Source organism: Pseudoxanthomonas sp. 22568, assembly GCF_052044485.1.
GTDB classification, from domain to species: Bacteria; Pseudomonadota; Gammaproteobacteria; order Xanthomonadales; family Xanthomonadaceae; genus Pseudoxanthomonas_A; species Pseudoxanthomonas_A beigongshangi.
This window is the reverse complement of sequence record NZ_JBQENC010000006.1, coordinates 90,423-103,256: the sequence shown is the minus strand read 5'-3', so window position 1 is coordinate 103,256 and position 12,834 is coordinate 90,423. Positions and strand designations below refer to the sequence as shown.

Below are 12,834 nucleotides of genomic sequence, written 5' to 3'. Positions count from 1 at the left end.
GGTGAGCTCCCAACACTACCCCAATTCGGTCGCCGTTTGCTGCACCGCCGCACGCCTGTCCCGGGATATCCGCCGGGACAGCCGAACCGGACCGCAATTGGTCCGGTTCCGGTCTGGTTGCCGGTCAGCGCTTGGCCGCGGCCGGCGCGGCCTGCTTCACGTAGCGATCCAGCCAGGCGTTGGATTCGGCCAGCATCTGCAGGATCGATTCGCGCGCGCGGTAGCCATGCGACTCGTTCGGCAGCATCACCAGCCGCGCGGTGCCGCCCAGTCCCTTGATCGCCGCGTACATGCGCTCGCTCTGGATCGGGAAGGTGCCGGAGTTGTTGTCCTGCTCGCCGTGGATCAGCAGCAGCGCGTCCTTGATCCGATCCGCGTGGTTGAACGGCGACATGGTTTCGTACACGTCCGGGGCCTGCCAGAAATTGCGCTCCTCGGCCTGGAAGCCGAACGGCGTCAGGGTGCGGTTGTAAGCGCCGCTGCGGGCGATGCCGGCCTTGAACAGGCGCGTATGCGCGAGCAGGTTTCCGGTCATGAACGCGCCATAGGAATGGCCACCCACCGCGATGCGATCACGATCGGCCACGCCCAGGCGCACCGCCTCGTCCACCGCCGCCTCGGCGCTGGCGACCAGTTGCGGCACGTAGGTGTCGTTGGGTTCCTTGTCGCCCTCGCCCACGATCGGCACCGAGAAGTCGTCCCACACCGCATAGCCCATCGCCAGGAACGCCTGCGGCCCCCAATAGCTGATCGTGTTGAAGCGGTACGGCGAATCAGTCACCTGGCCGGCGGCCTCGGCGGATTTGAACTCCGCCGGATAGGCCCACATCAGCATCGGCAGGCGGCCGTCGCGTTTGGGGTCGTAGTTCGGCGGCAAGTACAGCGTCGCGGTCAGATCCACGCCGTCCTTGCGCTTGTAGCGGACCTGCTGCTTCTTCACGCCCTTCAGCTGCGGGGTCGGATGCGGGAAGCGGGTCAGCGCGCGCGGCTCCGCCGCGCCTTCGGCGATGAACAGGTTGGTTGGCTCGTCCGGCGATTCGCGGGTGATCAGCAGGCGCTGGCCATCGGCGTCCAGCGGTGCCACCGGCACAGCGTAGTAAGGCGCCTGCGAATGGAACAGGCGGGTCTTGCCGCCCTGCTCGAGATCCACCTTGTCGAGGAAGGGACGATCCCCTTCCGGCGACGCGCCGTCGCCAATCCGGTAGATGCTGCGTCCATCGGCGGCGAGCATCAGGCGCATTTCACCGCGTTCGTCCTGCGCCAGCACCGGCTGGCCGGGATCGTTGTAGCGATCCTCGTAGGAGCCCTCGCGGATCAGCTTCGGTGCCTGCGCCGCGTCGTCCGGCGCTATCCGCCATTCGCGGATCTGGCGGTTCTTCCACCACGCCTCGCTGATCAGGGCCAACCGGCCATCGCCCCACTGGATGTCGGCCAGGCGCATGCCGAGGCGCGCCAGCGTCACCGGCGGCTTGTCGAAGGGCGCGGCCTGCATCATCACCGCGTCGCGGATGGCCGCTTCACGCGAAGGATCGCCGCCGTCCTGGGCCTCGGCCCAGACCAGCGTGGCGTCGGCGTCGGCCCGCCACTGGATGTCGCGCACGCCGGCGGGCACCGCGTCGTTGCCGGGCGGCAGGCCTTCGATCAGCGGCAACTTCGCCACTTCGTGGACCAGCCGTCCCTGCATGTCCAGGACTTCGATGCGGGTCGGGAAAGAACTCACCGGCACCAGGTACGAGAACGGCCGCTCGACGCGGCGGCGCAGGATGTAGCGGCCATCCGGCGAAGCCGACAGCGACAGGTTGAGATCAGGATTGCCCAGCGATTTCACCGCGCCGGTGAGGTCGACCAACGCGGCCTGCGAGCGCAATTGATATTCCAGCAGGCGCGCGTCGCCTTCGTTGCGGAGCATGTCCTGGTAGGTGCGGATCTGCACCACGCCGCCGCCCGCCTGGGTCTGCTGCACGTTGGGGCCGGACGGTACCCCGCTGCGTTCGGGTGCCTCGCCCTGTCCCTGCGGTTGCAGCTGGACCAGCAACCGGCTGCTGTCGCCCAGCCAGGCATAGCCGCGGCCGACGACGGTATTCAGCGGAAGATCGGTCAGCCGTCGCGCGCTGCGCGTTCCCACATCGATCAGCCACAGCTCGTTGGCGGCCGATTGCGGATCGATGCGGTTGAACGCGATGTAGCGCTGGTCCGGCGACCAGCGGAAACCGACCATCGACAGCGGCTGCGGCAGCCCCTGGATGCGCAGTTCCTTGCCGGTGGCGATCTCCTGCAGCCAGAAGTCGGTGCCGAACGAGAACCGGCTGGCCGAATGGCTGCGCGGATGGATGCGCAGGCCGGCCAGTTTCAGCTCCGGCTGGGCGACCACGTCGATGCCCGGGAGCGTGGGGACCTGCATCAGGGCCAACAGGTCGCGGCGGGGGCTGACCGAGATGTCGGGACGGCGCGGCGCGTCGACGATGGCCCGCAGCGGTGCCGGCGGAAGCTGGTAGCCGGTGTCGGCGACCGCCGCGACCTTGGGTGCGGCGGCCGGCGTACGGGCGATGGCGGCCGGCGCCAGCAGGGTCATCGCCAGGGCCAGCGCGGCGATACGGGGCATGGAGGGCATTGGGACTCTCTCGCGACAAGGTTTCATTCGAGCTTAACAACCCCGATCCCGGTCGGGCCACGGCCGTCGGTCATGCCCGGGCCATCCATCGCTTCATCCGGAACAGCCGATATAATGGCCGCCCTCGCCGAGGGGCGCTGCGACCATGACGGGCTTCAGGAGAAGCATCGATGGCCAGGCTCGGCAGGACTTTTCTGTAACGGCGCCCGGTCAAGAATGCGAGCACAGCTCGCCCATTAACCGGAGCCGAACCATGAACGCCGTACGCCAGTTCTCCACCGAGGGTGACTACAAGGTCGCCGACATTTCCCTGGCCGACTGGGGCCGCAAGGAAATCGACATCGCCGAGCACGAGATGCCGGGTCTGATGTCCATCCGCCGCAAGCACGCCGCCGCCAAGCCGCTCAAAGGCGTGCGGGTGACCGGTTCGCTGCACATGACCATCCAGACCGCCGTGCTGATCGAGACGCTGGTCGACCTGGGCGCCGACGTGCGCTGGGCCTCGTGCAACATCTTCTCCACCCAGGATCACGCCGCCGCCGCGATCGCCGCCAGTGGCACCCCGGTATTCGCCTGGAAGGGCGAGAGCCTGGAAGAGTACTGGGACTGCACGCTCGACGCGCTGAGCTTCGGTGGCGGCAAGCTGGGTCCGGAGCTGGTCGTCGACGACGGCGGCGACGTGACCCTGCTGATCCACAAGGGCTACGAACTGGAAAACGGTTCGGACTGGGTCAACACCGCCTCCTCCAGCCACGAGGAGCAGGTGATCAAGAACCTGCTCAAGCGCGTGCACAAGGAGCGTCCGGGCTACTGGACCGAAGTGGTCAAGGCCTGGAAGGGCGTGTCCGAGGAAACCACCACCGGCGTGCACCGCCTGTACCAGCTGGCCGAAGCCGGCACCCTGCTGGTCCCGGCGATCAACGTCAACGATTCGGTCACCAAGTCCAAGTTCGACAACCTGTACGGCTGCCGCGAGTCGCTGGCCGATGGCCTGAAGCGCGCGATGGACGTGATGCTGGCCGGCAAGGTCGCCGTGGTCTGCGGTTACGGCGACGTCGGCAAGGGTTCGGCGCACTCGCTGCGCGCCTACGGCGCCCGCGTCATCGTCACCGAAATCGATCCGATCTGCGCGCTGCAGGCGGCGATGGAAGGCTTCGAGGTCAACACCATCGAAGACACCCTGGGCACGGCCGACATCTACGTCACCACGACCGGCAACAAGGACATCATCACCATCGATCACATGAAGGCGATGAAGGACCAGGCCATCGTGTGCAACATCGGCCACTTCGACAACGAGATCCAGGTCGACGCGCTGGTCAACTTCCCCGGCGTGCAGAAGGTCAACATCAAGCCGCAGGTGGACAAGTACGTGTTCCCGAACGGCAACGCGATGTTCCTGCTGGCCGAAGGCCGTCTGGTCAACCTGGGCTGCGCCACCGGCCATCCCAGCTTCGTGATGTCCAACTCGTTCGCCAACCAGACCCTGGCCCAGATCGACCTGTGGGCGAACAAGGACGTCTACGAGAAGACCGTCTACCGCCTGCCCAAGCACCTGGACGAGGAAGTGGCGCGCCTGCACCTGGAGAAGATCGGCGTCAAGCTGACGAAGCTGACCCAGGACCAGGCCGATTACCTCGGCGTGCCGGTGGAAGGCCCGTACAAGCCGGATCACTACCGCTACTGATCGCGGTTCCGGTCAACGGTTGCAACGCGACGGGCGCCTTCGGGCGCCCGTCGTCGTTCATGGACAGCAAGCCCGTTCAAGACGACGGCGCGCGGCGCGGCCAGCATGATCGCCTCCGACGACACGGACATCGCCCATGACCCCTGCCATCGAACTGCTCAAGCGACAGCGCATCGCCCATGCCGTGCACGCCTATGCGCATGATCGCGACGCCGGTTCCTACGGCGCCGAAGCGGTCGAGAAGCTGGGCCTGGACCCGGCCCGGGTGTTCAAGACCCTGCTGGCCGCCACCGAATCCCGCGAACTGCTGGTGGCCATCGTTCCGGTCGCCGGCCAGCTCGACCTCAAGGCGCTCGCCGAGGCCGCCGGCTGCCGGCGCTGCGACATGGCCGCCGCCGACGCCGCCCAGCGCGCGACCGGCTACCTGGTTGGCGGCATCAGCCCGCTGGGGCAGAAGAAGCGGCTGCGGACCTTCCTGGACGCCAGCGCGCAGTCGCTGCCGGCGATCCACGTCAGCGCGGGCCGGCGCGGACTGGAAGTGGAACTGGCCCCGGCCGATCTCGCGCGCCTGACCGACGCCCGCTTCGCGCCGATCGGTCGCGCCCGCTGAAGGGCGCCGCCCGCGGCCTTCGCCTCCGGTACGGGATTACGGCCGCCAGTTGGCGTTGTTCTCCCAGAATTCCACCGCGCGGCGATAGGCGTCGCGGTCCAGCGGCGTGCCGGAGCCGCCCTCCTCGACGCCCAGCGCGTTGCGCATCATGGTGATGGGCGCCATCGGGATCTCCTCGGGTTCGGCGGTATACAGGCAGCCGACCACGCCCCAGTCGGCGTCGATGGGACTGCCCTCGCGCGCCAGTTGCTCGCGGCTGTACAGGATCACCACCAGATAGCGCGCCACCGGCGGCTCCACGCCCTCGAACCAGCGCACCAGCACCGGCAGCTCCTCGCGGGTGCGGGCCTCGTAGGCCGATCGCAGCCGATGGCGGTTGCCGTCGGTGATCGGCACGGTCAGGCAGCGGGTGGAGGTCCAGTTCCGGTGCACGTGCAGCCGGCAGAACGGCGCATAGCCCGGCAGGTCCTTCAGCGGCGCGTGCCGGTTCAGATGCTGCTCGAACTGCTCCGGCGTGCAGTCCTGGATGGTGTTGCGGCGGGTCTCGCGGGGAAACAGGCGGGTGCGGGCGAACGGCGTGAGGACGATGGACATGGACGAGCGCGGTGAAAGGTCCCGCACAGGGTACCGCGTGGCCGCAAGCCGGCGGCCACAGCGTTTGCATATCCATCTTGATGGAGAGATATAATGGACGCGTTTCCGTCGCCCTGCCCGCCCATGACCGCCCTCAGCTTCGAGTTCTACCCCCCCAAGACCGACGAGCAGCGTGCCCAGCTCGACCGCACCGCGGAGAAGCTGAAGGGGTATGGTCCCGAATATGTCTCCTGCACCTTCGGCGCCGGCGGCTCCACCCTGAGCTATACCTCCGAGACGGTCCGCCATCTCAACCAGCAGCATGGCTTCTCCGCCGCGCCGCACCTGTCCTGCGTGGGCGGCAGCCGCGAGGAAATCCGCGAACTGCTCAAGCTGTACCGCGCCATCGGCTGCAAGCGCATCGTCGCCCTGCGCGGCGACCTGCCTTCCGGCATGGGCCACCCCGGCGACCTGCGCTACGCCTCGGAACTGATCGCGTTCATCCGCGCCGAGCATGGCGATACCTTCCACATCGAGGTCGGCGCCTATCCGGAAACTCATCCGCAGTCCGACGACGCGCTCAGCGATCTGAAGTACTTCAAGGCCAAGGTCGATGCCGGTGCCGATGGCGCGATCACCCAGTACTTCTACAACCCCGACGCCTATTTCCACTTCGTCGACGCCGCCCGCAAGCTGGGCGTGGGCATTCCGATCGTGCCCGGCATCATGCCGATCTCCAACTATTCCCAGCTCAAGCGCTTCTCCGAAGCCTGCGGCGCCGAGATTCCGCGCTGGATCGCCAAGCGCATGCAGGCCTACGGCGACGACGTGGACAGCATCCGCGAGTTCGGCGCGGACGTGGTCGCCAACCTGTGCGAACGGCTGATTGCCGGCGGCGCCCCGTCGCTGCACTTCTACACCCTGAACCTGGCCAAGCCCACCCAGGCCGTGCTGAGCCGGCTGGGACGCTGAACCACGGGTGGTGTGCGCGGCGTTGCGGTTGGCGCGCGCATGCATGAAGCTCATTGGCGGGCCACGCGTCGGCCGGTAGGCTGATGCGATGCGACTCATCCTCCTGCCGCTGCTTGCCGCCTGCCTGGCCTGGCCCACCGGAATCCTCCCCGCCAGCGCCCAGGATCCGGTGCAGCGCTGCACCACCATGACCGGCGAAACCGTCTACACCGACAAGCGCTGCGAGGACATCGGCGCGATGGACCGCCTGCCGGATCCCGCCAACGCGTCCACGCGCGGCGCCTCCGGCCTGTATCGCGGCACCTGTTCGCGCACGCTCAGCGATCTGGTGGCGCAGATCACCGCCGCCGTCGACGCGCGCGACGTCAACCGGCTGGCCGGCATCTACCAATGGAACGGGATCTCCGATCGATCCGCCCACCGCATCCTGGATCAGCTGGAAGCGGTGGTGCAGCGCCCGCTCATCGACATCGTCCCGATTCGCCCCGCCACGCCGGTGCTGGCCGAGGACGGCAGCGTGCTGGACGCCAACACCGATGGCTACTACCCGCAGACCACCCCGCAACGGCCCGTCGGCCTGCGGCTGGAGCAGACACTGAAGAACAGCGCGACGCCGTCGCGAACGGTGTTCGGCCTGCGGCGCGCCTACAACTGCTTCTGGATCACGCTGTAGGCACGATCGGAATGCGCCCGCCCGAGGAGGCGTTCCCGGTCAGGAAAAGCGAAGCGTGGCGATCACGCCGCGTTGCTCTCCCGGCTTCACCCCGACCCGCCAGCCATACAGATCGCAAAGACGACTGACGATCGAAAGGCCAATGCCGCCTCCCTGTGAATGACCGGCGTGGGTACCGCGGTAACCGCGTTCGAACAGACGGGCCGCGTCTTCCTTGCTCAGCCCCGGACCGGAATCGATGACTTCCACCGCCGTCGGCAACAACCTCACGACGACCTCGCCTTCCTGGGTGTACTTGACCGCGTTGCCGATCAGATTGCCCAGGGCCACCGATAGCGCGGCTTCCGGCGCATCGATCTTCAACCCGCAATCGCCCTCGACCCGGAGGTCCAGCGTCTTTCCACCCAACTGGGCGCGGTGCGCATCCAGCAGTTGTTCCGCCACCCGGCCAACGTCGGTGTTGCCGTGCCCGCGTTCGCTCCGCGACAGCAGCAGCAGGGCGCTGATGAGATCCGTGCATTGCTGCTCCGCGCGCTGGATGCGCAGGATGCGCGTGCGGGTCTTCTCGTCCAGGTCCTGGCGCGACAGCATCAATTCGACCGAGCCGCGGATGATGGCCAGCGGCGTACGCAGTTCGTGGCTGACGTCGGCGTTGAACTCGCGATCGCGCTGGACCACCTCGGTCAGGCGGTCGGAATAGTCATCCAGCGCCTTGGCCAGCTCGCCCACTTCGTCCTCGGGAAAATGGGGCGCCAGCGGTTTGGGATCGCTGCTGCCCTTGTAGGCGCGCAACCGGCGCGCCAGGTTAGAAACCGGACTCATCACGCGCGAAGCGGACCACCAGCCGATGATCAGTGACAACGCGCCGAACAACAGCACGGCCAGGTACAGCCAGCGCTTGAGCTGCACTTCGCCCTTGCGCGACTGGGTCATGTCATAGGCCAGGAAAAACCACTGCTCGGGGGCTTTCCTCACCGCCAGCTTGTAGGCGTACTCGACCCCGGTTTCATCGACGCCGGTGATGTTGTGGGTTCCGTCGCGCAAGCGAATCCAGTCGGGGAACTCGGTCCGCAGCCGCTCGCTGTCGGGTGCGAACACGTAGGCGCGTATCTGCTGGACCTTGATGTCCGGGTTCCCGCTGGGGTCCAGGTAGAAACGACGCATGTACTCGTCGATGTTCTGGTTCATCACGTCTTCCACCAGCTGTGTTTCCACGCGCTGGCGGGCGACGTCGGTCAGATAGGCGAACAGGCCGGTCAGGCCGGTGCCCAGCAGGAAAAACGACAGGATGATGCGGGTGCGAAGGCGGTGGCGGAACTTGCGGGCGCGCGCCGCCGCCGGGCGTCCGGGCTCAGCCGTTGCCATCGGGCGCGGCGATCCGGTAGCCGATGCCGTGGCGGGTCTGGATCAGGGGGACTTCGAACGGCTTGTCGACCACCGCGCGCAGGCCGTGGATGTGCACGCGCAGGGAATCCGAGTCGGGCAATTCCTCGCCCCAGACCCGGGTTTCCAGTTCCTGGCGGGTGACCACCGCCGGCGAGGCTTCCATCAGCGCCTGCAGGATCTTCAGCGCTGTCGGGTTGAGTTGCAGCAGCTTGCCCTGCCGGCGCACTTCCAGGGTGTCCAGGTTGTATTCCAGATCGCCGACTTCCAGCACCCGCGTCTGCACGCCCTTGCCGCGACGCGACAGCGCGTTGAGGCGCACTTCCACCTCCTGCAGGGCGAACGGCTTGATCAGGTAGTCGTCGGCGCCGGAGTCGAAGCCGGCCAGCTTGTTGTCCAGGGAGTCGCGGGCGGTCAGCATCAGCACCGGGGTCTGCTTGCGCGCCTCGTTGCGCAGCTTGCGGCAGACTTCCAGCCCGTCCATGCCCGGCAGGTTGAGATCCAGCACGATGGCGTCGAACTCGTGGACCACGGCCAGGTGCAGGCCGGTGACGCCGTCGGCGGCGAAGTCCACGGTGTGGCCGCGTTCCTCCAGGTAGTCCCCGAGGTTGGCGGCGATGTCGCTGTTGTCTTCAATGACCAGAATTCGCATGGCGGTTCCTGTGTTGGGATCCGTTCGACCCGTCCTGCGGGCCGCGGTTCCAAAAGTGAGGCCCTGAATTTAACAAATTCTCCCTGCACGGCTCCGTGCACGGATCAATCGGCCCCGCAACGCCCTCATTGCAAAGAAAAAGCCCAGGCCGGCGGGCGCCGACCTGGGCCAAGATGTGCCCCGATTACCGTAATCCTGTGCTTTCCGGAAGTAACCCAATCCAGGGAAGACGCAGAGCTGCGGTCGGGCAAGGCTACGCGGATTTCGACTAAAAAACCGTTAAAGCTCGCGTTAATTCCACGTGAAAACACCCTGTTCAGGCAAAGGTTCAGCCTGAACAGGCGGCCCCGTCCGCCAGGTGGTCGACGATGGCCCCCGCCACGTCCACGCCACAGACCGCCTCGATGCCTTCCAGGCCGGGGGTGGAGTTCACTTCCAGGACCAGGGGACCGCGCCTGGACCGGATCAGGTCCACTCCGGCCACGCCCAATCCCAGCACCTGGGCGGCGCGGACCGCGACCGCCCGCTCTTCCTCGGTCGCCGGGGCGGCCTCGGCGGTGCCGCCGCGATGCAGGTTGGAGCGGAAATCACCCTCGGGCGCCTGCCGGCGCATGGAGGCGATGACCTGGCCGCCGACCACGAAGCAGCGCAGGTCGGCGCCCTCGGCCTCGCCGATGAACTCCTGCACCACGAAATTGGCGTACAGGCCACGCAGGGCTTCCACCACGCTGCGCGAGGCGGACGGCTTCTCGGTCAGCATCACCCCGGCGCCCTGGGCGCCTTCGTTGAGCTTGATCACGTGCGGTGGCGGGCCGAGCATCGACAGCAGGTCGGTGGTGTCGTCCGGGTTGTCGCCGAACACGGTAATCGGCAGGCCGATGCCCTGTGCCGCCAGCAACTGGTGCGCGCGCAGCTTGTCGCGCGCGCGCAGGATGGCGTCGGACGGATTCGGGCTGAAGCTGCCCATCAGTTCGAACTGCCGCAGCACCGCCGTGCCATAGCGGGTCACCGAGGCGCCGATGCGTGGAATCACCGCCGCATACCCGGCGATCGGCTTGCCCATGTAGTGCATCGCGAACCCGTGCGAGGCGATGCGCATGTAGCAGCGCAGCGGATCCAGCACGCGCACCGAATGGCCGCGCTCGCGGGCCGCCTCGACCAGCCGGCGGGTGGAATAGAGCTTGCTGTTGCGCGAAAGGATGGCCAGTTTCATGGCGGGTCGCCGCGGCTGAGGCCCAGAGAATCGCACGTCCCCGGCAACCGTGGATGACGGCCCGGTGACATGGAAGGGGGGAAGGGAAAAGTGGAGCGGGTGATGGGAATCGAACCCACGTTAGCAGCTTGGGAAGCTGCAGTTCTACCATTGAACTACACCCGCACGGGAACGAGTCTATGCGGTGTCGGGGCGCCGATGCAATGCGGCGCCCACGAGGGGCGCCGCAAGGCAAAGCAGGTGATCGGTGGAATCAGAAGCCGCCACCCAGGCTGACGAACACGGTCGCATCGTGACCGTCCTTCTTGCCGGCCGAAACCCGCGCGCCGACGTCGGCGTCGAGGCCGAAGACCTGCGTGCGGGCACCGACGGTGAGGGTGCCGTAGTTGCGATCGAAGTTCAGGCCCGGCACCGCGTACGGCATCACGCCGGGCATCGACTGCAGGCTGGCGAACACCTGGCGATCGGCTTCCTCGAACTCGTGATCGTAGGTCAGCTGCGCGTACGGGCGGGTGTGCTCGGTGGCCTGGATGCTGGCTTTCCAGCCGACGCTGCCGATCAGCGAATCCAGATCCTGGTCGCCATAGGTCAGCGCGGTGGAACTGGGGTTGCTTTCCGAATAGCCGTCCAGCTTGACCCGCTGGGCGACCACGCTGACGACCGGACCGTGGCGCAGCTTGCCGTGCTCGAAATCGTAGCCGGCGCTGATCGCCGCGGTCAGGTTGCTGCCGTCCGGCGAACCACTGTGGCGGCGGGTGGCGGGACCGAACGGGATCTCGCGGTCCACGTCGTAGGACAGCCAGGTGTAGCTGACCTGGCCATTGACCCACATGCGATCCTGGTACCAGCCGGCAAAGCCGCCGAGGGTGGCATCCGATTGCTTGAAGCTGCCGCGGCTGTCGCCGAAGTCCATCTTGCCGCGACCGAAACCGGCGAAGCCGCCGAACACGAAATCACCACGCGTCCAGTCCAGGCCAAAGGTGCCGGTCGGGGTGATGCCGTCGAAATCGCCCTCGTCGTAGCGCAGTGAGTCGCCACGCAGGTCGCCCCACCAGCGCACGCCGTCGGATTCCGGCTTGGCGTCGATGTGGCTGGCGACGCGGTCGGCGCGCGAGCGGCCGATCACCGAGGCGGTGTACGGCAGCACGGCCAGCTGGCGCGGGCCTTCCAGCACCGAAATGGCGTACTGGCCCAGCATCTGGTGCGCGGTCATCGACGGATGCACGCCGTCGGCGAACGCATAGGTCGCCGCGGCGTTCGGATCCACGTAGTTCTGCGGTACGCACAACAGCGACGACACCGCGCCGCAGGCCGGCGTGGTCACGTTGGCGAAACCGTACTGGCCCGGCGCGGAAGTGATTTCGCGCAGGAAGTTGAAGGTATCCAGCGGGATGACCCGCAGGCCCTGCGCGGTCAGGCCGTTGTAGAGCGCGGCATTGTAGGTCGCGGCCAGCTGGGTGGCGCCGGCATTGTTGAGGAAGGCCGGCGTGCGGCCGAGGTCGGGGATGTTCGGCACCAGGATGTACTCGGCGCCGGCCTGCTTGAGGCCGGCGACCACGGTGATCTGCGACGTCACCGCCGCGCCGATGATGGCCGGCGTCTGCGACGGGTTGGCGACGGCCGCGAACAGATCGTTGGGGCCGCCCCAGACCGTGTACAGCGCGCGCGCGTCGGCCTTGCCGCCGGTCGTGCCCAGATACGAGGCCAACTGGGTGGTCAGCGCCGGAACCGGCACCGTGATCGGACCGAAGGCCTGCGAACCATCCGTACCGGTGCGGGCACCACCCACCGCGTAATTGGTGCCGCCCTGGTTGGCGCTCACCGCACCCGTGCCGTAGTACTGGGCCAGGAATTCGGACCAGACGAAGCCCGGGTTGGTGGTGAAGCGGCCCGCGACAGCGGCGCCCGGGTTGAGCTGGACCAGGGTCGGCCGGAAATGTCCGCTGTCGGTCAGGCTGTCACCGAAGAAGATGGTTTGCGAGAAGGGGCTGCTCTGCGCGAAGGCAGGCGTCGCGGCAGCGGCCAGGGCCAAGGCCAGCAGGCGGCGCAACGGCCGTTGGGTCGATTTCATGGTGTTCTCCCGGGGCAATGTCGATGTTGTCGTTATGAATGCGATGCGGCGTGGGCTGCGTTGGCCGTACGGCGGCGCATGGGAGGCTATCGTTCCACCAAGGCCCGGGGCGTTCACGCTGCAACGCGGCAAACCGGCGTGCACCGGCACGGCGGGGCGGCGACAATAGGCGCATGAACATCGTATTGAACGGCGAAGCCCGCCACATCCAGGCCGCGCTCACCATCGCCGGCCTGCTGCAATCCGAAGGCCTGGCCGAACGCCGCGTGGCCGTCGAGGTCAACGGCGAAATCGTGCCGCGCGGCCTGCATCCCTCCCACGCGCTGCACGACGGCGACCGCATCGAGATCGTCCACGCGCTCGGCGGCGGCTGAGCGCCGCCGGCCGCC

11 protein-coding genes, 1 tRNA gene and 1 riboswitch are annotated in these 12,834 nt (G+C 67.3%); of the genes, 5 read left to right on the top strand and 7 right to left on the bottom strand.

The features are described from left to right. Window positions 1-124: 124 nt before the first annotated feature. A complete protein-coding gene (locus tag ACTJI2_RS09550) occupies window positions 125-2,602 on the bottom strand; it encodes a prolyl oligopeptidase family serine peptidase (protein WP_440841934.1) in 2,478 nt (825 codons plus the stop codon). Window positions 2,603-2,734: 132 nt separating this feature from the next. Continuing rightward, window positions 2,735-2,826: riboswitch (S-adenosyl-L-homocysteine riboswitch) on the top strand. 38 nt (window positions 2,827-2,864) lie between these two features. Here ACTJI2_RS09550 and ahcY point away from each other — a divergent pair. Beyond that, window positions 2,865-4,298, top strand: a complete 1,434-nt coding sequence (ahcY, locus tag ACTJI2_RS09545; protein ID WP_192197318.1) for an adenosylhomocysteinase — start codon at window positions 2,865-2,867, stop codon at window positions 4,296-4,298. A gap of 136 nt (window positions 4,299-4,434) precedes the next feature. After that, on the top strand, window positions 4,435-4,908 hold the full coding sequence (gene ybaK / locus ACTJI2_RS09540; RefSeq protein ID WP_192197317.1) for a Cys-tRNA(Pro) deacylase: 474 nt from the start codon (window positions 4,435-4,437) through the stop codon (window positions 4,906-4,908). A 36-nt stretch (window positions 4,909-4,944) separates the two neighbouring features. Here the strand turns inward: ybaK and ACTJI2_RS09535 are convergent, their stop codons facing one another. Then, window positions 4,945-5,502 (bottom strand): DUF3228 family protein, encoded by a 558-nt coding sequence (locus ACTJI2_RS09535; protein WP_183644145.1) that lies wholly within the window; start codon window positions 5,500-5,502, stop codon window positions 4,945-4,947. Window positions 5,503-5,625: 123 nt separating this feature from the next. Here ACTJI2_RS09535 and metF point away from each other — a divergent pair, with 123 nt between their 5' ends. After that, the gene (gene metF / locus ACTJI2_RS09530) at window positions 5,626-6,453 is read left to right on the top strand and encodes a methylenetetrahydrofolate reductase [NAD(P)H] (RefSeq protein WP_141453920.1); all 828 of its coding nucleotides are present in this window, start codon (window positions 5,626-5,628) and stop codon (window positions 6,451-6,453) included. An 88-nt stretch (window positions 6,454-6,541) separates the two neighbouring features. Continuing rightward, window positions 6,542-7,126, top strand: a complete 585-nt coding sequence (locus ACTJI2_RS09525) for a hypothetical protein (protein WP_440841933.1) — start codon at window positions 6,542-6,544, stop codon at window positions 7,124-7,126. A gap of 39 nt (window positions 7,127-7,165) precedes the next feature. On the opposite strand, the gene ACTJI2_RS09520 is transcribed toward ACTJI2_RS09525, so the two are convergent. The 5 genes from ACTJI2_RS09520 to ACTJI2_RS09500 form a co-directional block, all read right to left on the bottom strand. Further along, a complete protein-coding gene (locus ACTJI2_RS09520) occupies window positions 7,166-8,491 on the bottom strand; it encodes a sensor histidine kinase (protein WP_183644153.1) in 1,326 nt (441 codons plus the stop codon). Next, entirely contained in the window at window positions 8,478-9,161 is a 684-nt protein-coding gene (locus ACTJI2_RS09515; protein ID WP_183644157.1) for a response regulator transcription factor, read from the bottom strand. Before ACTJI2_RS09515 ends, ACTJI2_RS09520 begins: the two co-directional genes overlap by 14 nt. A 328-nt stretch (window positions 9,162-9,489) precedes the next feature. Next, a complete protein-coding gene (gene rimK / locus ACTJI2_RS09510) occupies window positions 9,490-10,374 on the bottom strand; it encodes a 30S ribosomal protein S6--L-glutamate ligase (protein ID WP_183644160.1) in 885 nt (294 codons plus the stop codon). A gap of 91 nt (window positions 10,375-10,465) precedes the next feature. Further along, window positions 10,466-10,539 (bottom strand) — tRNA-Gly (locus ACTJI2_RS09505). Window positions 10,540-10,627: 88 nt separating this feature from the next. After that, window positions 10,628-12,445 (bottom strand): autotransporter domain-containing protein, encoded by a 1,818-nt coding sequence (locus ACTJI2_RS09500; RefSeq protein WP_440841932.1) that lies wholly within the window; start codon window positions 12,443-12,445, stop codon window positions 10,628-10,630. A 173-nt stretch (window positions 12,446-12,618) separates the two neighbouring features. On the opposite strand from ACTJI2_RS09500, the gene thiS reads away from it, so the two are divergent. Beyond that, complete coding sequence (gene thiS / locus ACTJI2_RS09495) at window positions 12,619-12,819, top strand: sulfur carrier protein ThiS (RefSeq protein WP_203322337.1); 201 nt, start codon at window positions 12,619-12,621, stop codon at window positions 12,817-12,819. The last annotated feature ends 15 nt before the right edge of the window (window positions 12,820-12,834 follow it).

Excerpts from the sequence above, each read along its gene's own strand:
- thiS (WP_203322337.1), top strand. The coding sequence starts at position 12,619 with ATGAACATCGTATTGAACGGCGAAGCCCGCCACATCCAGGCCGCGCTC.
- ACTJI2_RS09515 (WP_183644157.1), bottom strand. The coding sequence starts at position 9,161 with ATGCGAATTCTGGTCATTGAAGACAACAGCGACATCGCCGCCAACCTC.
- ACTJI2_RS09500 (WP_440841932.1), bottom strand. The coding sequence starts at position 12,445 with ATGAAATCGACCCAACGGCCGTTGCGCCGCCTGCTGGCCTTGGCCCTG.
- ahcY (WP_192197318.1), top strand. The coding sequence starts at position 2,865 with ATGAACGCCGTACGCCAGTTCTCCACCGAGGGTGACTACAAGGTCGCC.
- ACTJI2_RS09520 (WP_183644153.1), bottom strand. The coding sequence starts at position 8,491 with ATGGCAACGGCTGAGCCCGGACGCCCGGCGGCGGCGCGCGCCCGCAAG.
- ACTJI2_RS09550 (WP_440841934.1), bottom strand. The coding sequence starts at position 2,602 with ATGCCCCGTATCGCCGCGCTGGCCCTGGCGATGACCCTGCTGGCGCCG.
- ybaK (WP_192197317.1), top strand. The coding sequence starts at position 4,435 with ATGACCCCTGCCATCGAACTGCTCAAGCGACAGCGCATCGCCCATGCC.
- rimK (WP_183644160.1), bottom strand. The coding sequence starts at position 10,374 with ATGAAACTGGCCATCCTTTCGCGCAACAGCAAGCTCTATTCCACCCGC.
- metF (WP_141453920.1), top strand. The coding sequence starts at position 5,626 with ATGACCGCCCTCAGCTTCGAGTTCTACCCCCCCAAGACCGACGAGCAG.
- ACTJI2_RS09535 (WP_183644145.1), bottom strand. The coding sequence starts at position 5,502 with ATGTCCATCGTCCTCACGCCGTTCGCCCGCACCCGCCTGTTTCCCCGC.
- ACTJI2_RS09525 (WP_440841933.1), top strand. The coding sequence starts at position 6,542 with ATGCGACTCATCCTCCTGCCGCTGCTTGCCGCCTGCCTGGCCTGGCCC.